The sequence below is a fragment of the Lysinibacillus sp. FSL P2-0066 genome (assembly GCF_037969495.1).
GTDB lineage: Bacteria > Bacillota > Bacilli > Bacillales_A > Planococcaceae > Lysinibacillus > Lysinibacillus boronitolerans.
The window spans coordinates 2,836,044-2,858,597 of the sequence record NZ_CP150202.1 but is presented as its reverse complement, the minus strand read 5'-3'; the positions used below and the strand labels follow the sequence as shown (position 1 = coordinate 2,858,597).

Sequence of the window (22,554 nt, the reverse complement as noted above, 5' to 3'; positions counted from 1 at the left end):
ACACCTTTCTAATAGGAAGCAAGTTTCTTCAATTGTAAATGCATCTTTACAATCGTTTACAAAGCATTACATTCCTTTACATCTCTTTTACGAACCGTTTATACGACTTCAACATTCAGTCATTATAGTAAAGATTGTAAGACAAATAACTATAAAACAGTTCATGACGGAGGCAAATGAGATGAAAAAGTGGAAGTACTTAACGATGACAGCAGTAATGGGTTCTGCATTAATGCTAGGTGCATGTGGTAGCGATTCTGCACAAAACGGAAACAATGCAGAAACGAACGCACCAGCAAGCTCAGGACAAGAAGCTGCTGATGAAAAGCTACAAGGGGCTGTAGCTGGGGATGGCTCATCAACAGTAGCACCAATCATTGAGGCAGTTGTTGAAGAGTATGCAGGTACACAACCAGATGTCAAAGTATCAGTGGGGGTTTCTGGTACTGGTGGTGGTTTTGAAAAATTCATCGCAGGTGAAACAGACTTTTCAAATGCATCTCGTAATATAAAAGATGAAGAGAAAAAGAAATTAGAAGAAGCGGGCATTGATTTTACAGAGTTAGCTTTAGCATATGACGGATTATCAGTAGTAGTGAATCCAGAAAATGATTGGGCGAAGGATTTAACTGTAGAACAACTACAAAAAATTTGGATTGAAGATGGGAAAGAGAAAAAATGGTCTGATATTGATCCATCTTGGCCAGATGAAAAAATCGTTTACTATTCACCAGGTACTGATTCAGGCACATACGACTACTTTGATGAAGTGATTTTAGATGGAGCAGATCTAGTAAGCTCAGCAACATTATCAGAGGATGATAATATGCTAGTGCAAGGTGTGGCTGGTGATAAAAACGCTATCGGTTTCTTCGGTTATGCTTACTACCTTGAAAATAAAGATAAATTAAATATTGTAAAAATAAATGGCGTAGAGCCAACAAGTGAAACAATTGAAGGTGGCGAATATAAACCACTTTCACGTCCACTATTCACATACGTGAAAAATAGTGCGATGAAGGACAATGAGGCAGCATACGACTTCATTAAATTTACACTTGAAAACGCAGGTGATATGGCTGAAGCAGTTGGCTATGTTCGTTTACCTGAAGAAAAATATACTGAAGGCTTAAAAACTTTAGAAGGCTTAAAATAAGAAGACATGCATAGAGGGAAAGAGATGTATGCTCTTTCCCTCACTTATTTGAAAGGAGCTCCCAATGGTTTCTCAAAAGGAAGATAAGACATCATCTGTGCAGCAATTAATTGCAAATTCGCGCAATCAAAAAACGAAGAAAATAGTGGAAAAAGCCATGCCAGCTCTATTATTTTCTGCAGCAATTATTTCGATATTAACAACATTTGGCATTGTTTTCACCCTTATTTTTGAAACGTTTGAATTCTTTAAACGTGTGTCGATTACGGATTTCCTTTTCGGTACAAAATGGTTACCATTTTCAGGTAACGAACCGTTGTTTGGGATATTGCCATTAATCGCTGGTACATTAAAAGTGACACTTATTGCAGTTGTAGTAGCTGTACCATTTGGAATAGCTTCAGCTATCTATTTAAGTGAATATGCAAGTGAGAAGACAAGACGTATAGTGAAACCAATTTTAGAGGTATTAGCAGGTGTGCCAACAATTGTTTATGGCTTCTTTGCCTTAACATTTGTCACACCAGTTTTACAAGAAATTGTACCTGGACTCAAACTATTTAATGCTTTAAGTCCTGGTATTGTTGTAGGAATTATGATTTTACCAATGATTACATCTCTTTCAGAAGATGCCATGTCATCAGTACCAAATAGTATGCGTGAAGGAGCTTTAGCTCTAGGTGCGACGAAATTTGAGGTAGCAATCAAAGTAGTACTACCCGCTGCACTTTCAGGGATTGTGGCTTCTGTTGTGTTAGCTATTTCCCGGGCAATTGGAGAAACAATGATTGTATCACTAGCAGGTGGTTCGACACCGAAATTTGACCTCAGTGTGACAGACTCTATTCAAACAATGACTGCATACATTGTACAGGTTTCAACTGGTGATGCGGGCTATGGTACAACTATTTATTACTCTATTTATTCAGTAGGATTCACACTATTTATCTTTACACTAGTAATGAATTTACTTGCTCATTATATTTCGAAACGCTTCAGGGAGGTTTACTAGCATGCGCTATATGGATGACACGGTCGTCATGAAACGAATGACAAAGCGTATTACAGCAAATAAAGTTTGGAAAACCCTATTTTTCTTAGCTACTACATTTGCACTTGTTACTCTAGCTGTTTTACTGTACCGCATTGTGACACAGGGAATTGATTACTTAAACATCGATTTTTTGACGAATTTTGCATCACGATTTGCGGATAAGGCAGGTATCAAAGCTGCTTTAATCGGTTCGCTTTGGTTAATGGCAGTTGTGGCACCCGTATCGATTATTTTAGGTGTAGGTACTGCGATTTATTTAGAAGAGTATGCAAAGAAAAATAAAATCAATGACTTTATTCGTATGAATATATCGAATCTAGCAGGTGTTCCTTCCATTGTTTTTGGATTACTTGGATTAACAATTTTCGTACGTATGATGGGTCTAGGAAAAAGTATTTTAGCAGCTGGTTTTACAATGAGTTTGTTAATTTTACCTGTTATCATTGTAGCGGCTCAAGAGGCCATTCGTGCAGTGCCAAATGAACAACGTGAAGCTTCGTATGGCATGGGTGCAACGAAATGGCAAACGATTTTGCGTGTTGTCTTACCAGCAGCAATTCCAGGTATTTTAACAGGAAGTATTTTAGCCTTGTCTCGTGCCATCGGAGAAACAGCTCCACTAGTTGTAATCGGAATTCCAGTTATCCTGCAGTTTTTACCGAATGGTTTATTGAGTCAATTTACAGCACTACCGATGCAAATCTATGATTGGGCAAAACGACCACAAGAAGCCTTTCAGTATGTAGCAGCAGCAGGTATTTTAGTGCTTATGACAGTGCTGTTATTGATGAATTCTATTGCCATATATATTCGAAATAAATTCCAAAAACGTTATTAATGAGGTGACCTTATGGTACTAGATTTTAAAGAGGAAAAAACAATTGTCAAAAGGAATCAAGCAACGACGAAGTCTATAACAGATGTGGCGAAAAATATTGTCTACGATACACGAAATTTAAACCTATGGTATGGTGATCACCATGGCTTAAAAGATGTTAATTTAAGCATCTATGAAAATGAAGTAACGGCGATTATTGGGCCATCTGGCTGTGGGAAATCTACGTATCTAAAAACATTAAACCGCATGGTTGAACTTGTACCAATTGTTCGTACATCAGGAGAAATTTTATATCGTGAGCGTAATATTTTAGATAAAAACTATACGGTAGAGGAATTAAGAACACGTGTGGGAATGGTGTTCCAAAAGCCAAACCCATTCCCAAAATCTATTTATGATAACATTGCCTATGGACCAAGAATTCATGGCATTAAAAATAAAAAAATTCTAGATGAAATTGTGGAGAAATCACTAAGAGGGGCAGCCATTTGGGATGAGGTAAAAGATCGTTTGAATCAAAATGCCTACGGATTATCAGGTGGTCAGCAACAACGTATTTGTATTGCACGCTGCTTAGCGATTGAGCCTGATGTCATCTTAATGGATGAGCCAACATCTGCCTTAGACCCGATTTCTACGTTGAAAGTGGAAGAGCTTGTACAAGAGCTGAAAAAGGATTATTCCATTGTCATTGTGACACATAATATGCAGCAAGCGGCACGTATTTCTGATCGTACAGCATTCTTCCTAAGTGGAGAGGTTGTCGAGTACGATAAAACGGATGTTATTTTCCAAACACCAGCAGATCAACGTACAGAAGACTATATTTCAGGACGTTTCGGCTAAGGAGGGCAATGAATGATCGTACGTGAACGTTTTGAACAAGAGTTAAAAGAGGTACAGGGACAATTTCTTGCAATTGCCAACAGTAGTATCATAGCTTTAAAAACAGCGTTTGAAGCATTGGTGGAGCAGGATTTAGAAAAGGCCTTAAAAATTTTAGAAGACGATTTAATCATTAATCGGCTTGAAGAAGAAATTAATGACCATGTAATCCTAATGATTGCCAAGCAACAACCAGTAGCAACGGATTTACGCCGTCTCATGGTTCTTGTAAAGGCAGCATCGGATATGGAAAGAGTAGGCGACTATGCGGTTAATATAGCTAAAGAAGCAATTCGAATTGGCAAAGAACCGATGATTTTTCCTATAACGAATCTCCAAACCATGTGCAATAAAACAGTAGAAATGCTAGAAAGTATCATGAAGGCCTTTACTGAGGAAGATACGGTACGCGCTAAAGAGATTGCAGAATTAGATGATTATGTGGACGATTTATACGGGGCAACGATTACACTTTTACTTCGTGCAGGGGTAGAAAACCCATCCCATATTTCACAGATTACGCACCTAACATTTATTTGCCGCTATTTAGAACGTTCTGCTGATCATGCAACAAATATTGCAGAGCATCTATTTTACTTAGTAAAAGGCAAACATTATGAGTTAAATAATTAAGAGAGAAGAGCTGTTTTTTAGCTCTTTTTTTCATTTGCATAAAAATATTCTCTGAAGGAGCAACATTGTCTTTTGTTGTAGCGTCTTTATAGCGAGCGTTTTTGTATTGTCAAAAAAAAAATTTGGTTATACTATAGACATTATCCAAAAAATGTGGTGCTTAGGAGGTGCTGCTATATGAATGATGCAATGGAAACCCTCATCAAGCAATTTGACAAGCAGTTGACAATAGAACAACTTGACTATTTACGTTTTCTCTATGAAAACCTGCATATAGAGGAGTTAAGTGAAGGGGAACAACATTATTTTATCGATTATTTTTTCAAGAGTGAGCCATTACGAAATATGGCAGCATTTGCTCTAGAATTGACAGATATAATGCATGAAATCCAAGAGAATATCCCTGCAATTGAGCAGGCTGAACGCCTAGCAAACGGCAAAGAGCAACGCCAGTACTATGAACGAAAATGGTCAGAGCTCAGACGTCAAAAGCTCAAGCAACAGACAACAAAAAGCGGAAATATTTACTATGTACCCTTTCATGATTATCAACAAGACCCTGGTCCGATGATTATTTGTTTAGAACAAACGACAGGCATGGCTGCTTATTCTGAGATTTGTAAAAGTATGATTTTAGCGTTATTTATGAGTGCACATCGAGAAGGCCGTGATTTATATATCGTACCGTATGATCGACAAATTCATGTCCACTACCGCTTTGAAAATGGTCATTTAAATTTAGCAGATTTTAAAAGTTTTATCGAATATAAGGCAAAGGGAGAGGCAGCCATTTTACCTGTTTTACAGTTTGTGAAAGCATTGTTACAGGAAAATCAACTAGGCACAGAGGCAGATGTCATTATTTTTACAGAAGGAACACCTATTGATGGGCAGCATCTCGTTAGCAAGCAAGCTAAAAGTATGCTAAAGGAAATGAAGCAAAAATATCATGCTGAATTTTCGGTGATTGCCATGCATGAACATAATTTTAATAAACAGCAATTTTGGTTTGCTAGCAAGGCTTTTTTTGCAGATGATGCCATACAATAACAAAAAGGGGCTAACCATTACTGAAGGTCGGCTCCTTTTTGCTGGCGATACATAGGTAGTTAAAGGAGAAATACATGGATTCATTACATTGGTTATTACCTAAATTTACAGTCCCAACTTGGTTAGATGGCTTAATTGCCATCATTATTTGTTTAGTCGGGTGGCTTATTCAACGTTTCATTATCAAAAAAATTATTCATCGTGTCGTAATATTTTTAAAAGATCGTCAGCGCAATTTTCAGGCAAATGTCCTTGCGCAATTTAGTAAAGCAATTGGCTATGCCTTTATGACGACGGTCATTGTGCTAAGCTTATCTTATTTAATAAAAGTTCCTTTATTTACGCAGCCATCAACAAAGAATTTTGTATTGTCTATTATGGTGTTTTTTGCTTTTAAAGGAATTTATGATGTGTTAAATTTTTATACGAAACAACCATTTGAATTAACGAGCGAAGAGGATCAGAATGTTTTATTACCGTTTTTCCTACGAATCGGTAAAGTACTTATCATGATTTTTGCTATGTTTACCATTGCTTCCTTTTGGGATTTTAATCTGAATGGCTTTTTAACAGGCATCGGTTTAACCGGAGTAGCGATTGCCTTTGGGATTCGCGATACACTAGCGCATGTATTTGGTGGTATGTCCGTAGCCTTAGATAATCCATTCCAAATTGGAGATTGGATCGCGACAGAGGATCAAAAAATTGAAGGAACGATTGAGGATATCAATTTAAGAAGTACCTTAATTCAAACAGGAGACAAAGGGCTTGTGTATGTACCGAACTCCTATTTAGTGAATCGTCCACTGTATAATTTATCTAAACGAGAAAAACGGAAATGTGAGCAATTTTTATATGTCGCTGCTGATAATGACGAGGATGATCTACGCAGCGCTTTAACGGCCATTCATAAGGAAATTTATTTACATGCTAAAACAGAGAAAGAGATGATTCATGTATTTATAGATGAATTTCATCATGATTCGTATCGCGTGCTTGTTCGATTCTTTGTTGCGACAAATGATACCGCTGTTATGCTGGAAGTGCGGCAGGATATTTTATTTGCCATTCGTCAAATAATGGGGGAGTTATCGATTACGTTAGCTAGCCATCATGAAGATGAAAATCTACGAAAGAAATAAATTGAATTGTAAGATACTTTGCTTTACAATATTACCAAGAAATCAGCTTTGATGAAGAGTAGTAGCTAGTACAATTTGTCATAGAGAGCTAGTGGTTGGTGGAAACTAGTACAAATGTTTAGTGAATGGACTTCGGAGCTCTAATCCTGAAAACAGTATGGATTAGCGGATGCCTACGTTATAAGGCTTAAAGAGGGTCTTCATATCAGAAGACCAATGAAGGTGGCACCACGGCTTTTCCGTCCTTTTGTGATGGAAAGGCCTTTTTATATTTTTATCTTTAGACAGCAAATGTTTTAGCTGAATGAAGAGAAAGACTTTGGCAGATCACTGTTGCTAAAGATAGATGAGGTGTAGAAGAGCAGAGCTTAGAGAAGGAGAGAAGAGTATGACAGTTGAGCTTAGAAAGTATGCTATGAAAGTATTGCAGGGGGATATGATGACCCCAATCTCTGTGTATCAATCACTTAAAGGGCAGCATAAAATGTTGTTCGAATCATCAGCGAAACATGAGGAAAGTGGGCGCTATTCCTTTATCGCCATCAATCCAGTGGCTGAGATAAAAGGAAATAACGAAGAATTCGTTTTCTCAAAAGGAGCAGAAAATGACAAGGTTAAAGGCAATGTGCTTGATCGATTAAAAGCCATAATACCCTTTCATGAAGAAAACTATCCTTTTGCTTTCTTTGGAGGAGCCATAGGTTTCTTTGGCTATGAAACGGCATTTTACACAGAAAAAATTGGTGACTATTTACAGGATGATTTAGCGATGCCTGATGTTCATGTTTTTTTCTATGATACATTTATTGTTTTTGATCATGTAACACAGGAAATTACACTAGCTTCGATTGACCTATTTCAGGAGGGACGTTCCTTAGTGGAGATGGAAGCTGCTATTGCGACAATGGAGCAACAGCTTTGTGCAGGTACGACCTTTGAGGCATTAAAGGTGGATGAGCTACAGTTTAAGCCAATGATTTCAAAGGAGCGGTTCGTGACCTTAGTAGAACGTGCAAAGCGGCATATTTTACGAGGTGATATTTTCCAAATTGTGTTATCGCAACGCTTTTCAGCACCGTTTACAGGTTCGCCCTTCTCACTTTATCGTCAATTACGCACATCCAATCCGTCACCCTATATGTTCTATATGGATTATGGAGACTATGTTATTTTAGGAACATCCCCAGAAAGTCTTGTAAAAGTAAGAAATCGAAAAGTGACAACCAACCCAATAGCAGGGACAAAGCCACGTGGCACGACAACAGAACAGGATGAAGCAATCGCAAATGCCTTGTTAGAAGATAGCAAGGAAATAGCTGAGCACCGTATGTTAGTGGATTTAGGTCGTAATGATCTTGGACGTATTGCTAAAGTCGGTTCCGTCAAGCTAGTCAAATACATGAATATTGAGCGTTATAAATATGTGATGCATATGGTGTCTGAGGTTATTGCCGAATTACGAGATGACCTCCATGTACTGGATGTACTTCGCGCTTGTTTACCTGCTGGTACAGTATCAGGGGCACCTAAAATACGCGCCATGCAATTGATTAATGAATTAGAACCAGTAAAACGTGGGGTGTATGCGGGAGCAGTAGGTTATATTTCGACAACTGGTGATATGGACTTGGCCCTCGCGATTCGCACGATGCTCATCAAAGATCAAAAGGCACATGTGCAGGCAGGAGCAGGTATTGTTTACGATTCGATTCCATTGTCAGAATATGAAGAAACGCTGAATAAGGCCCGTGCCCTATTGGAGGTAAAAAAATGATTTTATTAATTGATAACTACGATTCTTTTACCTATAATTTATTTCAACAAATCAGTATGCTTGGAAAAAGCGTCAAGGTTGTGCGAAATGATGCCATTACTATAGAAGAAATTCAAAAATTATCGCCAGAAGCCATTATTTTATCACCAGGACCAGGAACGCCAGATGACGCAGGTATAACGATAGAGGTCATCAAGGAACTCTATCAAAAATTCCCTATTTTAGGTATTTGTCTTGGACATCAATCTATAGGGCAGGCTTTTGGCGCAAATATTGTGCAAGCCACAAACATTATGCATGGAAAGCTGTCCACGTTACAATATGAGAAAACTGGTTTATTTGCCCAATTAGATGGAGATATCGAGGTTATGCGGTATCATTCACTTATTATTGAAGAGCAAACATTACACAAGGATTTTAAGATACTTGCAACATCGGGTGATGACGGGGAGATTATGGCCATTCAACATAAAGATTATCCTCTCTATGGGCTGCAGTTTCACCCCGAATCAATCGGTACAAAAGAAGGCAGTAGTATGATGCAAGCCTTCCTAGAAAGTATAGCGTAATAAAAAAGCTGTCGCCTAATATAATGGGCGACAGCTTTGTAAGTTATTGTTTCTTGCCTGTAATTAAATTAGCTATTTCTTCTAAAGTCATGGAAGAATGGACCTCATAGGAGCCGATTTGTAAGCTTCTCGCATATTTAGGATTAGCGAGTAGTAACTCCATTTCCACACTATTAGTAATAATGCCACCGTCTTCAAGCTTTTGTGCCACACTATACGGTGTGATACCACTATAGATTTGCAGAGACATCGTTGTAACATCCGTATTCGTTTCTTCACCAGCTTGTTCAGTTGCATCTGTCGTAGAAGTTTTTTCAGTCGTATGTACTTGCTTTAATTGATCCTTTAACGAGGCAATTTCTTGATTGGCCTTCTTTAGCTTGTTTTGTAGTGCTTCTACCTGTTGTTGATTGGAAAAATCCTTGATAGGAAGACCGATATTTACATCGAAGCGACTTGCGAGTGCGAGTAATGCCCCAACAAGAAAAATAGCTATGCCAAATGCACGAATGGCAGACTTATTCATCAATCAACGCCCCCCGTTTGCAATCACTTGCCGAACTTGCTCTTCTGTTAAATTTGAGCGAATACTAATATCTGCTACAGAAAGACCCTGTTTATTTAATTCCAGTACCTGACTAATGATGATTTGATGAATCGGTTTTGCTGGTGCTGTTGTTTGTCCAACTTTTGAAGCCTGTGCAGCCTGTTGAACAGCCTGCATGACTTGGTGCACTTTAGGATCTTGACCTTTTGGAGGTATACTTGTTTTTGATTTCACTTGGAACTCGGGCTCTAGTAAAAGTTCTTCCTCGACAATCTTAAGGCGACGCTTTAAATTATTCGTTTCTTGGAAAATGGAGATAGATAATTCTTCGACATCTTGTTCGATTTTTTTCGAGCTATTTTTGAAAAAGAACGAAATAATAATCAGTAAAATGCCAATACTCATTAATACGATGGATAAATCCAATAGTTTCACCTCAATGTAGTATGTAATTATAAGATATTTTACCATATGCAAACTTAATATGAAATGAAGGTAGATTTTTTTTCAGTTTATGTTATAATAGGTTAGTCGTATAAATCATGCTCAAATTTAAATTCTTGATATAGAGTGGGAGGGTTAATGATGCGCGTAAATATTACTTTAGCTTGCACAGATTGCGGCGAACGTAACTACATTTCTAAAAAGAACAAGCGTAACAATCCAGAGCGTCTTGAACTTAAAAAATATTGCTCTCGCGAGAAGAAATACACTCTTCACCGTGAAACTAAGTAATCGCTCATTAAGCCAAAACCACAAGTGGTTTTGGCTTTCTACATTTTATGAAATCATTCGATGAAACGATTCCAAGAGGATATGAAGTTTTCCGATAGAGGAGGTAGCCTAAATGGATAAAACAACCTTACGAAACACGGTACGTCAAGCCCTTGCAACTATGACGGATGAAGACTATCATCATCAATCATTAGCTGTGTTAAAAAAGGTGCTACAGGAACCATATATAATAGAAGCAAAAACAATTGGCGTGACTATTTCAAATATGCCAGAAGTCGACACAATTCTTTTAATTGAGGAATTATGGAAACTAGGTAAAAAGGTCGCAGTTCCTAAGTGTCACCCGAAAACAAGAGAAATGTCATTTTACGTCATTGAATCATTTTCACAGCTTGAAACTGTATATATGCATTTGCGTGAGCCCATTCCAGCAATATGTGAGTTTGTTGACGCAAATGAGATGGATATCATTGTTGTACCAGGCGTTGTTTTTGATCCATACGGTTATCGAATCGGCTATGGCGGTGGTTATTATGACCGCTATGTATTAAACTATAATAAGGGTAAGCTAATGTCGCTGCTCTTTGATGAGCAAATCATTGATTGTGTTCCTACTGAAGCACATGATTGCCCAGTAGATATCATGGTGACGCCCACAAAACGTATTGACTGTGTTGCACAACGAGGAGCGAATGAAAATGGATAAAATGCTAGATATTTATGAACTCTTGAAAACATATGGGACCTATATTTATACACGTGATCCAATTGGCGATTTGATGTTGATGGAGGATGAAATACGTGAGCTCTATAAAGCGAATGTACTAGATATAAAAGATTATCAAATGGCCTTGCTACTTATTCGACAAGAAACAACAAGACTTCGTATGGAAGAGCATAAAAAGTAATGTTTGAAATATAATGTAATTGGGTATTGTAAAATTAATGTAACATGTATGTAATATTCTGAAAAACAGTGGGTTTCCGCTGTTTTTATGTTTTTACGAAACTTTTTACAATGCAAAACGTATATATAGATATCTGGTGCATAGAAAGAGCAAAGAGAAAAAATTTTCCATAAGATATGTGTTGATTATCTGTTAAAAAAGGATTAATATATATTTTGTTTCCGTAACAAAATGTAAATAATTATTATTTTTTTGTAAGGAAGTAGGGAGGATGTTAGGAATGAAATCAATAAAGTGGCCTAAACATTCATTTATGATACTAGCAATTATAGCAACTTGGATCAAAACGGTCATTGTTTACCACACAAGCTTTGAAATGAAAATTGAAAATGCAATGCAACAGTTTATTTTATTTATTAATCCATTAAGCTTCTTGCTATTTACGTATGGTTTATCACTATTCTTTAAATCAGCAAAAGCTAGAAATCGTTATCTGATTACAGTCAGCGTTATTTTATCCATAGTTTTATACGGTAATGTAGCGTTCTATCGATTCTACAATGATTTTATTACGCTACCAGTATTATTCCAAACAAGTAACTTTAGTGACTTAGGAACATCAGTAGCAGCCATTGTTGAGCCTTGGGATGTATTATATTTCGTTGATGTCGTTATCTTAATCTTAGCGAATAAATTTTTACCGAGAATGAAAGATGCATTTAAAGTGAATATTGAATTCCGTCGTGCATTTTTTGTGCTTGCAATAGCAATGACATTCTTAAATTTAGGATTAGCAGAAACGGAGCGTCCACAATTACTAACACGTAGTTTTGACCGCGAATTATTAGTAAAAAACATTGGTACGTACAATTACCACTTGTATGACATTTATATTCAATCTAAATCATCTGCACAACGTGCGTTAGCCGATGGTAGTGAGCTAGTAGAAGTAAACAACTATATACGCTCTAATCAGGCTGCTGTGAATCCAGAGATGTTTGGCAAATATAAAGGTCGTAACCTAATTGTTGTGTCAATGGAGTCATTACAAAACTTTGTCATCAATAATGACATGAATGGTCATGAGATTACGCCATTCTTAAACTCTTTAACAAAAGATAAAGATACGTATTATTTCAGTAACTTCTATCACCAAACAGGTTTAGGAAAAACATCTGACTCTGAGTTTATTGTTGAAAACTCATTGTTTGGCTTAGGTCGAGGTGCTGTATTCTTCACGCATGGTGGAAATACGTATAATTCAATGGCTGAACGCCTTGGAGAAAATGGTTACTTTACAAATGTCATGCACCCTAATAATAAATCATTCTGGAATCGTGACATGATGTACCAATCGTTAAAAATTAATAAATTCTACGATATAGATTCATATACTGTGGAAGAGGGGCAAGCTGTAAACTGGGGAATGAAAGATGTTCCATTCTTAGAGCAATCAGCTGCTTTAATGAAAGATATGCCACAGCCATTCTACTCTAGACTTATTACATTAACGAACCATTATCCATTTACATTGGACCCAGAAGATATTATGATTCCTGAATATGATTCAAATTCAGGTACATTAAATCGTTACTTCCAAACTGTACGCTACATGGATGAAGCTTTAAAAGACTTCTTCCAACAGTTAAAAGATCAAGGTGTCTATGATAACTCTATTATCGTGATGTATGGGGATCACTATGGTATTTCTGAGAACCATAATAAAGCAATGGCACAATATTTAGGAAAAGATCAAATTACACCAATGGATAATGCAATGCTTCAAGAAGTACCTTTATTCATCCACATCCCAGGAGCTGGCGATGGAAAAGAAATGACTGAGATTTCAGGACAAATGGATTTACGTCCAACGATCTTACATCTTCTTGGCGTTGAAACGTCCAAAGATATGCAAATGGGTGCAGATTTATTCTCTCCAGAGCATGAGGACTTTGTAGTCTTCCGTGATGGACGCTTTATTACAGATAAATACGTCTATGCTGGTGAAGCTTGCTATGACAAAGCAACTGGCGAAGAAATAGATGTTGAGCCATGTCAGCCTTATGCTGATCGTGCCACTATGGAGCTAGAAAACTCCGATGCCATCATCAATGGAGACTTACTTCGCTTCTATGACGAAAAAACAGGTAATTTAAAGCAGGATTCAGTAAAATAATCAAAGAGAGATCTCGTGTAGAGATCTCTCTTTTTATATTGCGGATAAAAAGGAATTAGTCACACGCAACCATTTATAAAATTTATTTGTGAATCTTATGTTTAAGAAAACACCCTTCACAATGTTACTACGCTAGGCAAGTGAAAACACTTTATTGACCTTTCTCTATTGACAAAGAAAAAGAGATGATTATAATAAGTGTAAATATCTGCATAACGAAGATTTGTTTTTCGCATTTCGGAGTATAAGAGTGAAAGGCATCGAAAAGAACGAGTAACTTTAATGGAACTGACAGAGAGTAGCCGGTTGTTGAGAGGCGCAAGGGATATTAAAGTGAATACATCTTGGAGCTGCGTACCGAAACTTAAGTAGGCTACGACGGGGTTGCATCCGTAATCATTGCAGAAGTATCGCTACGGCTGTACTTGTTGAGGAGGGCTATGTGAATAGCTCTCGAAAAAAGGTGGTAACACGTTTATCTACGTCCTTTAGGAATTTCCTAAAGGCGTTTTTTTTATGCCTTTTAAGCAGTGGATTTAGATAAAAGTTAGTAAAGCCTTGTCAACAGTCAGTACCTCATGAACTCTTATAGAGCTTGCAATATTAATATTTAATATTACAAGGAGATGTTTCGTATGTTTTTAACACCAAAGGAGCAAATAGCGATTATCAAGAAAGGCGCTAGCAAGATCGTAGATGAGCAGGATTTACTTGGAAAATTAGAGCGATCGTATAAGGAACAGCTACCTTTAACGATTAAGCTAGGGCTCGATCCGTCCGCACCCGATATTCATTTAGGTCATGCTGTTGTTCTACGAAAAATCAAGCAAATGCAAGATTTAGGCCATCAAGCAGTGATTGTGATCGGTGATTTTACAGGACGAATTGGCGATCCTACAGGTAAAGCAAAGGGGCGAACAGCCTTAAACGACGATACAGTAAAGAAAAACGCCCAAACATATTGTGAGCAAATTTTTAAAGTGCTAGATATAAACAAGACAACGGTTCGTTTTAATAGTGAATGGTTAGCAAAACTGTCCTTTGAAGAAGTCATCAAGCTAGCAGCCTCAACATCTGTTGCTCGACTTTTAGAGCGCGAGGATTTTCAGAAACGTTACCAACAGCACATACCAATTGGTATACATGAGTTTTTCTACCCACTTATGCAAGCGTATGATTCGGTAGAGCTTGAGGCAGATATAGAGTTAGGTGGAACGGATCAGACGTTCAATATTCTAATGGGGCGCACCTTACAAAAGCATCGAGGATTAGAAAAACAAATTGCTATTTTTATGCCCCTACTAGAGGGATTAGATGGCATTGAAAAAATGAGTAAGAGCTTAGGTAATTATATTGGTATCAATGAAGCACCTGAGATTATGTTTAAAAAAGTGATGGAAATACCAGATACTTTAATTATCAAATATTTCGAATTAGCAACAGATGAGCATCCACTAAAAGTGCAGGCTATTAAAGAGAGACTACAAAGGGGAGAGAATCCCCGCGATTTGAAATTTCTATTAGCAGAAATTATAACGACTTTATATCATGGACCTACAGCAATGGAGGAAGCAAGAGCTTATTTTGAAGCAGCATTTCAAAGAAAGGAAATACCCAAAAACATTCCCATACTGCTCTTAGAAATTGATAAGGAAAGAATAATGGATATCATTCCACAACTAGTGGAAATAGGTTTTATTCATAGTAAGAGTGAGTTTTTGCGGTTAATCAAGCAAAATGGAGTCTCCTTGAATGGAGAAAAGATAGCGATGGATGATTTATCACAAGTATTAATGAATAATGATGTCCTACAATTGGGCAAGAAACGATTTCTTCAACTCAATAAGTAATAACAAACAAAAAAAGAGCAATCTCCGAGGAGACTGCTCTTTTTTTGTCTGAATTTTAGTGTAATTTTGGTGGGTAACCGCTGTGAACAATCGTCATGATGACGAACCATCCGAATACAGCAGCACTTAATAAGTTGAAAACAACGCTTAATAGGTTCTTTTCTTTAATTGCTTGGAATGTACCAACTACAGCTAAAATCGCTACTAGACCAAAAATAACCATTAATAAGTTCATTAAAAATAGACACTCCTTTCGACATCAGAAAATGAATGTCGCAAACAATATTCCTCCTTAATTGTAAACGTTCTACTTGTTTTTGTCGAGGACTAAAATACTGCAAACTATGAACATTTATCGTCAAATTGTGGCAAAGTCTGTATAATAGGAAGTTGAGGTGATAACTATGATGAACGTACGAAGTTATTCTCTTGGTCCCGTCCAAACGAATTGCTATATCGTATCGAATAAAGAAAAAGAATGTATCGTATTTGATCCAGGCGAGGAAGCGGAGCGTCTCATTAAAACAATCCGTAGCAACGGCTTAAAACCTCTTGCTATCTTTTTAACACATGCCCATTTTGATCATATAGGGGCAGTGGATGCAGTGCGTGAGGTATTTGATGTGCCTGTATGGATTCATGAAAAGGAAGTTAGTTGGCTAGCGGATCCAACGAAGAATGGCTCTAGTAAATATGCTGCATTACCAGATTATAGGGTAGCTGCACCAGCACAAGACACAATCATCAAAAAAGAACAGCAATTTGAAATAAGTAATTTTGTTTTTCAAGCCGTTTTTACACCAGGGCATTCACCTGGGAGTATTTCCTATATCTTTGAAAAGGACGGTTTTGCCATCGTTGGAGACACATTATTTGAACAGGGTGTAGGACGTACAGATCTATTAGGTGGATCAACCAAAATCTTATTGGAATCTATCCATAATAAACTGTTGACATTACCTGAGGATACTATTATTTATCCTGGACACGGTAATTATACTACTGTAGGCGCAGAAATGGAGACAAATCCTTTTTTAAATGGATTTTAAAATTTGACTAATAAACTGTTTTAGCACATAAAAAAGCGTATCTCACCGAAAGTGAGATACGCGATTTTGTTTGTATTAATGACCGCCACCAGGTACGTGAATGAATGTTGTATAGTACGTGAAGCCAGCGAAGAATACAGTTAAATATGCTCCGAAAATGTACATGTACATACGTTCTGAAAGGTTTAAGAAGCCTAATAATAAGAATAAACCTGTATTACCTAAGAATAATAGCGATACCTCGTTCATACCTCCAAGGTAGAACATAACGGCAAAAATACCTGTCCAGAATGCCATAACTTTATACATATTATCCATGAAATTTCCCCTCCTTTTGCCCACGACACAATAATCTCTTACTCATTATAAATGATATGAAAGGTGTCTGTAAACTGGAACTTCTCCATGTTTGTGACAAACAAATGGATTTTTAATCTAGCTATCGATTTCTGTCACGTTTATTTCATATTTACATAAATCGCAATTATGTATCATACTTTCCATTTGCACAAATTCATTGTTCGTAAACAATGCATCTAATTGCCCTTTTAAATAGGATTCATGTAATGAACAAACAATTTCAGAATAGGATGTGAGTTGCTCCTGGAATGGACAATTGAAAATGGAGAAGATTACTTTTTTTCCATGCTCAGTTTGTTGAATTTGTGGAATATAGCCAATTAGTGCGGCATTGTCCGTTAATAGCTGAAGTTTTTCATCGAAGGAAAGAGAATTACTTAATGTCAATTCAGCACTCATATAATTTTTCATTTGCTGGTAGCCGTCTTGGTAGCTAATTTCCTGGCACTTTGTTAATGCAGATGGACCAAAGTCTTCAATTAATTGAATCGTCCATTTTAATAAACGATCTTCCTCACGTCTTGGAAAAGTGAGAGATACACCCTTTTCTGAAGCTTTATAAACACGTCCAGGTCTGCCACCTTTACCTGTTTTTACATAGTCAGCTGTAATAATGTTTATTTCTGAAAGCTTCGTTAAATGAAGTCGAGCAACGTTTGGATGGATACCGAATTTATCAGCAATATGTTGCACAGTAACTGTTTTTTTCTCTTGCAATATGTACTCATAAATAGAGTATCTTGTTTCATCGGCTAGTGTACTAGTAATTTTTAATGGATGGATCATGAGCTTCACCTCTTTAAATTATTATAAAAATTATGTTCGTCTACCAAGTGTTAGGAAAATAATCATGTTGATACTATTATATTGTATTATTGAAAAAGATACAGTTCATTTCGGCATAAATATTAATTTTTTCATGTATTTATATTCTTTTTTAGTGGAAAATTGCACTTTATCCACATTTTTATAGCAAAAAACATTATTGGTGGAAAATTATCTTATAAATTTTTATTTTCTGAAAAGGGCTTTTCTCGTGGCGAGTTCCTCCTTATACTAGGAAATAACGAATAGAGCGGTCCTATTCGAATGAACTAAAAGAGAGGTGCATATATGCAGAGTTTTGAAACAGTTGTCGAACAAAAATGTGAGCAACTTTTACTAAAGGCCTATCATTTTGGAGCATCCGATTTATTGCTGGTTCCAGGAAACATAAAGTATCGGATCTATTTTCGGAAATATGATAAACTTCTCCACGCGGGTGAGCTACAAAATGAACTTGCAGAAAGAATGATCTCTTATTATAAATTTCTTGCTCAATTAGATATTAGTGAGCGTCGTAAACCTCAAAGCGGCGCGTTTCAAAAAGCAATGGAGCAAAATTCATATTCGTTTCGAGTATCCACACTGCCTTCTGCATTTTTAAAAGAAAGCTTAATTATTCGTTTACTTCTCCAAAATCATGCATTTCCACTAACTTCCCTAAGCTTTTCCAAAAGCGCTGCTCACCAACTCATGGAGCTAGTACAAAACAGACAAGGTCTTCTATTTTTTACGGGAGCAACAGGCTCTGGCAAGTCTACTTCACTTTATTCCCTAATCCACTACTGTTCCACAGAATTGAATCGACATGTGATTTCTTTAGAAGATCCTGTAGAAAACAGCCAAGCGAATTTACTTCAAATTCAAGTAAACGAGCGAGCGGGCGTTACATATGCTACAGGACTAAAAGCCATTTTACGCCATTCACCTGATGTCATTATGATTGGTGAAATTCGCGATAAAGAAACAGCGAATATTGCCATCCAAGCCTCCCTAACAGGGCACTTAGTAGTCTCCACTATTCATGCAAAAGACTCCATTAATTGTCTCTATCGTTTAATGGATTTAGGTGTGTCGATTGATGAGCTACGTCAAACGGTTATCGGCATAGTTGCCCAAATGCTTGTTCAGACTTCAGGTCTACATGAAGAACGTCGAGCTGTCTATGAAATATTACATGATGATCATCTATCAAGAGCCATCACCGCCATTCAGGATAAGGGAAATTACAAACTTCCTTATGACTTAACATTAAGGGGGCAAAAAGATTTAGTGGAGAGCCTATATGCAGTTACAAACATACATCGATAAAATTGTTCTTTTTTACAATCGGGCTACGAAATGGCGGGTAAAGGAGCAAGCTCAGCTTTTCAATCGATTATGTGTGTTAATGCAGGAAGGATATTTATTTCCACAAGCTATTTCCATGCTACTACCTCATCATATCGAAGCTCATGAGGACATACAGCTGCAAATTGATGAAAAGCTCAGACAAGGAGTAGGTGTTGCAGAGATATTTGAAATCTTACAGCTAGGGAATCATTATTTAATGGCAATTAAGGTGGCAGAAAACAATGGTCATATGATAGAAGCGTTTAAAGGTGTGGCTAAGCAGATAACAGTAAGTGAAAAGACTAAGAAAAAGCTAATCAAGCTGCTGATCTACCCTGTCACACTGATGTTCTTTTTATTGTTGTTATTTTTTGTGTTTCGTACATTTTTTTTACCGAACATTGAAAGAATGGTCGTCAGTCGTACCTCTGAAACAGAAGAGACAAGTATTGCATTGTCCAATATGTTATTACATGTCCCAGATGTAGTCATCTTGACCATGTTCATAGTAATAGGCAGCTTAATCATTTTTCGATTCTATCTCAAACGACAAGCTGTTGCGCATCAACTAACAATTTTATTAAAAATCCCCTTTATACAGCGCTATTTTAGGCTGGCATTGACAAGGCAGTTTGCTGCTTATTTAGGCAGCTTACTACAAAGTGGATTTTCATTACAAGCAAGCCTTCAGCTATTAGAGGAACAGCAGCTACAACCATTTCTCCAAGTTCTTTCACAGCGTATAAAAGAAAGAGTCATCTTTGGAGAATCACTGACACAGGCGGTAATGATAATGGCCGTTTTTCAAAAAGATTTTCCAATGTTCGTTGAGCATGGCGAGCACAGCGGATATTTAGGAAAAGAATTAGTATTGTATAGTGATTTATTAATGGAAAAGCAGGAGCAGCTGTTACAAAAAATATTAGCTTTTGTGCAGCCTAGCTTCTTTATCCTTATAGCTGCTTGTATAATAGCGGCTTATATCAGTTTATTATTACCCATCTATCACATGATTGAATTAGTTTAGGAGGTAAATGATGAAACGTATCAACCAACAAGCTGGTTTTACTTTAATAGAGATGCTTATAGTTTTGCTAATTATATCTATACTCATTTTAATTACAATCCCAAATGTTACAAAACATTTCGCCACAATAGATAAGAAAGGCTGTACGGCTTATATATCCATGGTGCAAGGTCAAGTAGAGGCTTATCGTGTAGATAATATGGCCTATCCTACCTTAGATGATTTAGTGGCAAAAGGCTATTTAAAGGAAAATGAAACAACCTGCCCCAATAAAGAAGAAATAGTGATTACTAATGAGGGAGAGGTACGTCCAGCCAATGTCAACTTGGAAACAGGTACGGATAGCTAATGAATGTTCATAAAAATGGTGGTTTTACAATTCTTGAAATGCTGATTGTCTTATTTCTTGTTATGAGTTTAACAGCGATTGTTAGTAAATTTTCATTGAAGATAGCAGAAACCAAGGAAATAGAACGATTTTTTACGCAATTACAACTCGATATTCAATATATTCAAACCTATAGTATGAGCCAACGGCAATATATAGCCCTGAAGGTGGAAGGTTCAACAAATCGTTATAGTATTCAAAAAGATTTTTTTACCCATTTATATGAACGCTCTTTTCCGAAGGGGGTTGAATTTTTGCCCGCAGAGAGTTCCATTCAAACTCTTGTCTATAATTACAGCGGCAATGTGATGTCAGCTGGTACTATGGCGTTTAAAACCCCACAGGGTAAGAAAAAAGTAATCATAACATTAGGGCGAGGGAGAGCTAGGATTGAATGAGTCAGGCTATTCTTTTGTAGAAACTATTTTAGGTGTGGGTATTTTAATGATACTTTGTACCTCGTTAATTCCCATTACCTATACGATGAAAACAAATCTTGCTAATAAAAAAATGGAGCTAGTTGCAGCTGAAACAGCATATGAAGGTTTAAAACAGTATCTTGCGATTCAAGTAACAGAGGGCACTCGGACCATTGAACAGATTGCTTATCACTGGATAGTTGATGAACAACAAGTTTGTGTCGAATTTCAAAATTTACAGGAGCCACGCCAAAAATGTATCCAAGTGACAGGTGAAGTACATGAATGAGAAGGGCTATACATTAATAGAAGCTATGTTTCAATTAGTTGTTTTTGTGCTTATTTCTCATTTTTTTGTCCTTATCATGCTGTGGTTTGCTGAAATGAGATTCACGATGCTAACAGATGAACAAACAAAGTGGGAACTATTTGTTTCTGATTTAAATCTCTCTCTTAAAGATATTTCCACCTTTTCCGTTCGAGACGATCAAAAAAGAATGACTTTCCAAACAGCCGATACGCTCCATCATATTGATTGCTACTCGAATATTATTCGTGAGCAGGTAAAGGGTGGACATGTTCCCATGCTAATAGGAATCAATAAATGTCAATTTAGCTATTCCGAAAATAAGCTGACGGTGGCTGTAAAAATGACTAGTGGTATTCAAAAGGAGCGAACCTTTTATGTGCCAATTATTGAAAAATGACAGAGGGGCTATTTTTTTGATCGCAATTGCATTATTATTTTTTGTAACTACTTTTGTTCTTGCGTATTATATGTCTTATGAAATGCAGTATCGAACATATGATGGGCTAGAAAAATTGAATGTTCGAGCTACGATAAATTTATTGGGACAAATTTTGTCAGACAGTGTAGAATCGTAGTTATAAGAAGGTGAATCGAATTGCGAAAAATATATTTAGTTGGTTTTATGGGTAGTGGAAAAAGTGCGTTAGGAAGACGCTTAAGCTATTTATTGAAGATGCCATATTATGATATGGATCATGAGATTGTGCGACAGCAGGGGATGACAATTCCACAGATTTTTGAAAAATACGGTGAGGCCCACTTTCGAGAAATAGAAACAGAATTTTTGAAAAATTTTAGGGACGAGGCTTGTATTATTTCGACTGGTGGTGGCGTTGCCATCAATGCTGAAAATCGAAAAATTATGAGACGCAGTGGACTGGTATTTTTTTTAGATGCGTCGTTTGAGGATATTTATAAACGAGTTCAGCATGATCCAAATAGACCCATTGTACAGAGCTCTACAAAGGAGGAGCTAGAAGGTCTGTATCACTATAGAAGGAAGTTTTACCGTGATGCAGGTCATATTCAGGTACTGACAGAAGGTAGGACGATTCGCCAAATTCTAGAGTATTTAGTATTTCAAGTAAAAAGGTTGAAAAACGAACGATAATCATTTTTTGCTACTTTAATGTTCGTCTTTTATTATCTTTTAAAAAATGATTGCCTTTCCAATGCATTTAATGTTAGGATATAGACAAATAAGTAACTAAATGTTCATTGAATACTAAATAGTACCAAGATTTATCTTGGGCGGATGATTGTGCGGGGAGAGAGCGTGGAGACGCCACCGAAGGAGCAAGTAGCAATGGGCTATGAATCTCTCAGGTAAAAGGACTCGTACAAGACGCAACTCTGGAGAGAGCTGTAGTATAACAATAACAGCCACCAAAGGGGAAAGCCGACTGATTGGCAATAGTGAAGCTTGCGAGCCAGTCTGGTGTAACTTTCAGGTGCAAGGACAGAGAATCCCGAAAAGGGGTTCGTCTGTCTTTTTTTATGTCTATAGCCTGTTTTATGCGATTGACTGTA

General features: G+C 37.0%; 28 protein-coding genes, 1 riboswitch and 2 other annotated features. Of the genes, 23 read left to right on the top strand and 5 right to left on the bottom strand.

Going from position 1 to position 22,554, the window contains the following annotated elements:
* Positions 1-181: 181 nt before the first annotated feature.
* From MKZ14_RS14290 to MKZ14_RS14250, 9 genes are all read left to right on the top strand, one after another.
* The gene (locus tag MKZ14_RS14290; protein ID WP_036076192.1) at positions 182-1,156 is read left to right on the top strand and encodes a PstS family phosphate ABC transporter substrate-binding protein; all 975 of its coding nucleotides are present in this window, start codon (positions 182-184) and stop codon (positions 1,154-1,156) included.
* A 64-nt stretch (positions 1,157-1,220) separates the two neighbouring features.
* The gene (gene pstC / locus MKZ14_RS14285) at positions 1,221-2,168 is read left to right on the top strand and encodes a phosphate ABC transporter permease subunit PstC (RefSeq protein ID WP_339280159.1); all 948 of its coding nucleotides are present in this window, start codon (positions 1,221-1,223) and stop codon (positions 2,166-2,168) included.
* A 1-nt stretch (position 2,169) separates the two neighbouring features.
* The gene (pstA, locus tag MKZ14_RS14280) at positions 2,170-3,048 is read left to right on the top strand and encodes a phosphate ABC transporter permease PstA (protein WP_016992372.1); all 879 of its coding nucleotides are present in this window, start codon (positions 2,170-2,172) and stop codon (positions 3,046-3,048) included.
* Positions 3,049-3,060: 12 nt separating this feature from the next.
* Positions 3,061-3,894 (top strand): phosphate ABC transporter ATP-binding protein PstB, encoded by an 834-nt coding sequence (pstB, locus tag MKZ14_RS14275; RefSeq protein WP_036076191.1) that lies wholly within the window; start codon positions 3,061-3,063, stop codon positions 3,892-3,894.
* 12 nt (positions 3,895-3,906) lie between these two features.
* Positions 3,907-4,566: a phosphate signaling complex protein PhoU gene (gene phoU, locus MKZ14_RS14270; protein WP_036076190.1), complete on the top strand. Its 660-nt coding sequence runs from the start codon at positions 3,907-3,909 to the stop codon at positions 4,564-4,566.
* Positions 4,567-4,743: 177 nt separating this feature from the next.
* Positions 4,744-5,616 carry a hypothetical protein gene (locus tag MKZ14_RS14265; RefSeq protein ID WP_312124284.1) on the top strand — a complete coding sequence of 291 codons (873 nt, stop codon included), beginning with the start codon at positions 4,744-4,746 and terminating at the stop codon, positions 5,614-5,616.
* 74 nt (positions 5,617-5,690) lie between these two features.
* Positions 5,691-6,758 (top strand): mechanosensitive ion channel domain-containing protein, encoded by a 1,068-nt coding sequence (locus tag MKZ14_RS14260; RefSeq protein ID WP_339280158.1) that lies wholly within the window; start codon positions 5,691-5,693, stop codon positions 6,756-6,758.
* 39 nt (positions 6,759-6,797) lie between these two features.
* Positions 6,798-7,008 (top strand) — a binding site (T-box leader).
* A gap of 138 nt (positions 7,009-7,146) precedes the next feature.
* On the top strand, positions 7,147-8,532 hold the full coding sequence (trpE, locus tag MKZ14_RS14255) for an anthranilate synthase component I (protein ID WP_016992367.1): 1,386 nt from the start codon (positions 7,147-7,149) through the stop codon (positions 8,530-8,532).
* A complete protein-coding gene (locus MKZ14_RS14250) occupies positions 8,529-9,101 on the top strand; it encodes an aminodeoxychorismate/anthranilate synthase component II (protein ID WP_339280157.1) in 573 nt (190 codons plus the stop codon). The genes trpE and MKZ14_RS14250 overlap by 4 nt, the downstream gene beginning before the upstream one ends.
* 43 nt (positions 9,102-9,144) lie before the next feature.
* On the opposite strand, the gene MKZ14_RS14245 is transcribed toward MKZ14_RS14250, so the two are convergent.
* Entirely contained in the window at positions 9,145-9,627 is a 483-nt protein-coding gene (locus tag MKZ14_RS14245; RefSeq protein ID WP_016992365.1) for a hypothetical protein, read from the bottom strand.
* Positions 9,628-9,630: 3 nt separating this feature from the next.
* Complete coding sequence (locus MKZ14_RS14240; RefSeq protein WP_258859755.1) at positions 9,631-10,083, bottom strand: hypothetical protein; 453 nt, start codon at positions 10,081-10,083, stop codon at positions 9,631-9,633.
* A 150-nt stretch (positions 10,084-10,233) separates the two neighbouring features.
* On the opposite strand from MKZ14_RS14240, the gene rpmG reads away from it, so the two are divergent.
* From rpmG to tyrS, 5 genes are all read left to right on the top strand, one after another.
* Positions 10,234-10,383, top strand: coding sequence for a 50S ribosomal protein L33 (rpmG, locus tag MKZ14_RS14235; protein WP_008408521.1), 150 nt, complete (start codon positions 10,234-10,236; stop codon positions 10,381-10,383).
* A 112-nt stretch (positions 10,384-10,495) separates the two neighbouring features.
* Positions 10,496-11,089: a 5-formyltetrahydrofolate cyclo-ligase gene (locus MKZ14_RS14230; RefSeq protein ID WP_339280156.1), complete on the top strand. Its 594-nt coding sequence runs from the start codon at positions 10,496-10,498 to the stop codon at positions 11,087-11,089.
* The gene (locus tag MKZ14_RS14225; RefSeq protein WP_004231021.1) at positions 11,082-11,291 is read left to right on the top strand and encodes a YqgQ family protein; all 210 of its coding nucleotides are present in this window, start codon (positions 11,082-11,084) and stop codon (positions 11,289-11,291) included. Before MKZ14_RS14230 ends, MKZ14_RS14225 begins: the two co-directional genes overlap by 8 nt.
* Positions 11,292-11,571: 280 nt before the next feature.
* Positions 11,572-13,467, top strand: a complete 1,896-nt coding sequence (locus MKZ14_RS14220; RefSeq protein ID WP_036076177.1) for an LTA synthase family protein — start codon at positions 11,572-11,574, stop codon at positions 13,465-13,467.
* Between the two features lie 251 nt (positions 13,468-13,718).
* Positions 13,719-13,959, top strand: a binding site (T-box leader).
* 143 nt (positions 13,960-14,102) lie between these two features.
* Positions 14,103-15,317: a tyrosine--tRNA ligase gene (gene tyrS / locus MKZ14_RS14215; RefSeq protein ID WP_339280155.1), complete on the top strand. Its 1,215-nt coding sequence runs from the start codon at positions 14,103-14,105 to the stop codon at positions 15,315-15,317.
* Positions 15,318-15,372: 55 nt separating this feature from the next.
* On the opposite strand, the gene MKZ14_RS14210 is transcribed toward tyrS, so the two are convergent.
* The gene (locus MKZ14_RS14210) at positions 15,373-15,552 is read right to left on the bottom strand and encodes a DUF2759 domain-containing protein (protein ID WP_016993959.1); all 180 of its coding nucleotides are present in this window, start codon (positions 15,550-15,552) and stop codon (positions 15,373-15,375) included.
* Between the two features lie 169 nt (positions 15,553-15,721).
* Between MKZ14_RS14210 and MKZ14_RS14205 the strand changes: the two genes are divergently transcribed.
* The gene (locus MKZ14_RS14205) at positions 15,722-16,366 is read left to right on the top strand and encodes an MBL fold metallo-hydrolase (RefSeq protein ID WP_312124277.1); all 645 of its coding nucleotides are present in this window, start codon (positions 15,722-15,724) and stop codon (positions 16,364-16,366) included.
* A gap of 75 nt (positions 16,367-16,441) precedes the next feature.
* Here the strand turns inward: MKZ14_RS14205 and MKZ14_RS14200 are convergent, their stop codons facing one another.
* Positions 16,442-16,684 carry a DUF2626 family protein gene (locus tag MKZ14_RS14200; protein WP_004231035.1) on the bottom strand — a complete coding sequence of 81 codons (243 nt, stop codon included), beginning with the start codon at positions 16,682-16,684 and terminating at the stop codon, positions 16,442-16,444.
* A gap of 117 nt (positions 16,685-16,801) precedes the next feature.
* Positions 16,802-17,512, bottom strand: a complete 711-nt coding sequence (locus MKZ14_RS14195; protein WP_036076172.1) for a helix-turn-helix domain-containing protein — start codon at positions 17,510-17,512, stop codon at positions 16,802-16,804.
* Between the two features lie 327 nt (positions 17,513-17,839).
* Between MKZ14_RS14195 and comGA the strand changes: the two genes are divergently transcribed.
* From comGA to MKZ14_RS14155, 8 genes are read left to right on the top strand one after another with little or no spacing between them, the layout of a single operon-like run.
* A complete protein-coding gene (gene comGA / locus MKZ14_RS14190) occupies positions 17,840-18,859 on the top strand; it encodes a competence type IV pilus ATPase ComGA (RefSeq protein WP_016993962.1) in 1,020 nt (339 codons plus the stop codon).
* The gene (comGB, locus tag MKZ14_RS14185) at positions 18,834-19,907 is read left to right on the top strand and encodes a competence type IV pilus assembly protein ComGB (RefSeq protein ID WP_339280154.1); all 1,074 of its coding nucleotides are present in this window, start codon (positions 18,834-18,836) and stop codon (positions 19,905-19,907) included. Before comGA ends, comGB begins: the two co-directional genes overlap by 26 nt.
* 10 nt (positions 19,908-19,917) lie before the next feature.
* On the top strand, positions 19,918-20,256 hold the full coding sequence (gene comGC / locus MKZ14_RS14180; RefSeq protein ID WP_016993963.1) for a competence type IV pilus major pilin ComGC: 339 nt from the start codon (positions 19,918-19,920) through the stop codon (positions 20,254-20,256).
* A complete protein-coding gene (gene comGD, locus MKZ14_RS14175; protein WP_036076166.1) occupies positions 20,256-20,693 on the top strand; it encodes a competence type IV pilus minor pilin ComGD in 438 nt (145 codons plus the stop codon). Before comGC ends, comGD begins: the two co-directional genes overlap by 1 nt.
* Positions 20,686-21,003 (top strand): hypothetical protein, encoded by a 318-nt coding sequence (locus tag MKZ14_RS14170; RefSeq protein ID WP_339280153.1) that lies wholly within the window; start codon positions 20,686-20,688, stop codon positions 21,001-21,003. Before comGD ends, MKZ14_RS14170 begins: the two co-directional genes overlap by 8 nt.
* The gene (gene comGF, locus MKZ14_RS14165; protein ID WP_016993967.1) at positions 20,996-21,421 is read left to right on the top strand and encodes a competence type IV pilus minor pilin ComGF; all 426 of its coding nucleotides are present in this window, start codon (positions 20,996-20,998) and stop codon (positions 21,419-21,421) included. The genes MKZ14_RS14170 and comGF overlap by 8 nt, the downstream gene beginning before the upstream one ends.
* A 16-nt stretch (positions 21,422-21,437) precedes the next feature.
* Positions 21,438-21,599 (top strand): hypothetical protein, encoded by a 162-nt coding sequence (locus MKZ14_RS14160; protein WP_225340350.1) that lies wholly within the window; start codon positions 21,438-21,440, stop codon positions 21,597-21,599.
* A gap of 20 nt (positions 21,600-21,619) precedes the next feature.
* Positions 21,620-22,135 carry a shikimate kinase gene (locus MKZ14_RS14155; protein WP_016993969.1) on the top strand — a complete coding sequence of 172 codons (516 nt, stop codon included), beginning with the start codon at positions 21,620-21,622 and terminating at the stop codon, positions 22,133-22,135.
* Between the two features lie 144 nt (positions 22,136-22,279).
* Positions 22,280-22,372: riboswitch (glycine riboswitch) on the top strand.
* The last annotated feature ends 182 nt before the right edge of the window (positions 22,373-22,554 follow it).

Excerpts from the sequence above, each read along its gene's own strand:
- pstA (WP_016992372.1), top strand. The coding sequence starts at position 2,170 with ATGCGCTATATGGATGACACGGTCGTCATGAAACGAATGACAAAGCGT.
- rpmG (WP_008408521.1), top strand. The coding sequence starts at position 10,234 with ATGCGCGTAAATATTACTTTAGCTTGCACAGATTGCGGCGAACGTAAC.
- comGA (WP_016993962.1), top strand. The coding sequence starts at position 17,840 with ATGCAGAGTTTTGAAACAGTTGTCGAACAAAAATGTGAGCAACTTTTA.
- MKZ14_RS14290 (WP_036076192.1), top strand. The coding sequence starts at position 182 with ATGAAAAAGTGGAAGTACTTAACGATGACAGCAGTAATGGGTTCTGCA.
- MKZ14_RS14210 (WP_016993959.1), bottom strand. The coding sequence starts at position 15,552 with ATGAACTTATTAATGGTTATTTTTGGTCTAGTAGCGATTTTAGCTGTA.
- pstC (WP_339280159.1), top strand. The coding sequence starts at position 1,221 with ATGGTTTCTCAAAAGGAAGATAAGACATCATCTGTGCAGCAATTAATT.
- MKZ14_RS14220 (WP_036076177.1), top strand. The coding sequence starts at position 11,572 with ATGAAATCAATAAAGTGGCCTAAACATTCATTTATGATACTAGCAATT.
- phoU (WP_036076190.1), top strand. The coding sequence starts at position 3,907 with ATGATCGTACGTGAACGTTTTGAACAAGAGTTAAAAGAGGTACAGGGA.
- comGB (WP_339280154.1), top strand. The coding sequence starts at position 18,834 with ATGCAGTTACAAACATACATCGATAAAATTGTTCTTTTTTACAATCGG.
- MKZ14_RS14225 (WP_004231021.1), top strand. The coding sequence starts at position 11,082 with ATGGATAAAATGCTAGATATTTATGAACTCTTGAAAACATATGGGACC.
- comGC (WP_016993963.1), top strand. The coding sequence starts at position 19,918 with ATGAAACGTATCAACCAACAAGCTGGTTTTACTTTAATAGAGATGCTT.
- pstB (WP_036076191.1), top strand. The coding sequence starts at position 3,061 with ATGGTACTAGATTTTAAAGAGGAAAAAACAATTGTCAAAAGGAATCAA.
- MKZ14_RS14195 (WP_036076172.1), bottom strand. The coding sequence starts at position 17,512 with ATGATCCATCCATTAAAAATTACTAGTACACTAGCCGATGAAACAAGA.
- MKZ14_RS14265 (WP_312124284.1), top strand. The coding sequence starts at position 4,744 with ATGAATGATGCAATGGAAACCCTCATCAAGCAATTTGACAAGCAGTTG.
- comGF (WP_016993967.1), top strand. The coding sequence starts at position 20,996 with ATGAATGAGAAGGGCTATACATTAATAGAAGCTATGTTTCAATTAGTT.
- MKZ14_RS14200 (WP_004231035.1), bottom strand. The coding sequence starts at position 16,684 with ATGGATAATATGTATAAAGTTATGGCATTCTGGACAGGTATTTTTGCC.
- MKZ14_RS14245 (WP_016992365.1), bottom strand. The coding sequence starts at position 9,627 with ATGAATAAGTCTGCCATTCGTGCATTTGGCATAGCTATTTTTCTTGTT.
- MKZ14_RS14260 (WP_339280158.1), top strand. The coding sequence starts at position 5,691 with ATGGATTCATTACATTGGTTATTACCTAAATTTACAGTCCCAACTTGG.
- trpE (WP_016992367.1), top strand. The coding sequence starts at position 7,147 with ATGACAGTTGAGCTTAGAAAGTATGCTATGAAAGTATTGCAGGGGGAT.
- MKZ14_RS14250 (WP_339280157.1), top strand. The coding sequence starts at position 8,529 with ATGATTTTATTAATTGATAACTACGATTCTTTTACCTATAATTTATTT.
- MKZ14_RS14230 (WP_339280156.1), top strand. The coding sequence starts at position 10,496 with ATGGATAAAACAACCTTACGAAACACGGTACGTCAAGCCCTTGCAACT.
- MKZ14_RS14205 (WP_312124277.1), top strand. The coding sequence starts at position 15,722 with ATGATGAACGTACGAAGTTATTCTCTTGGTCCCGTCCAAACGAATTGC.
- comGD (WP_036076166.1), top strand. The coding sequence starts at position 20,256 with ATGAATGTTCATAAAAATGGTGGTTTTACAATTCTTGAAATGCTGATT.
- tyrS (WP_339280155.1), top strand. The coding sequence starts at position 14,103 with ATGTTTTTAACACCAAAGGAGCAAATAGCGATTATCAAGAAAGGCGCT.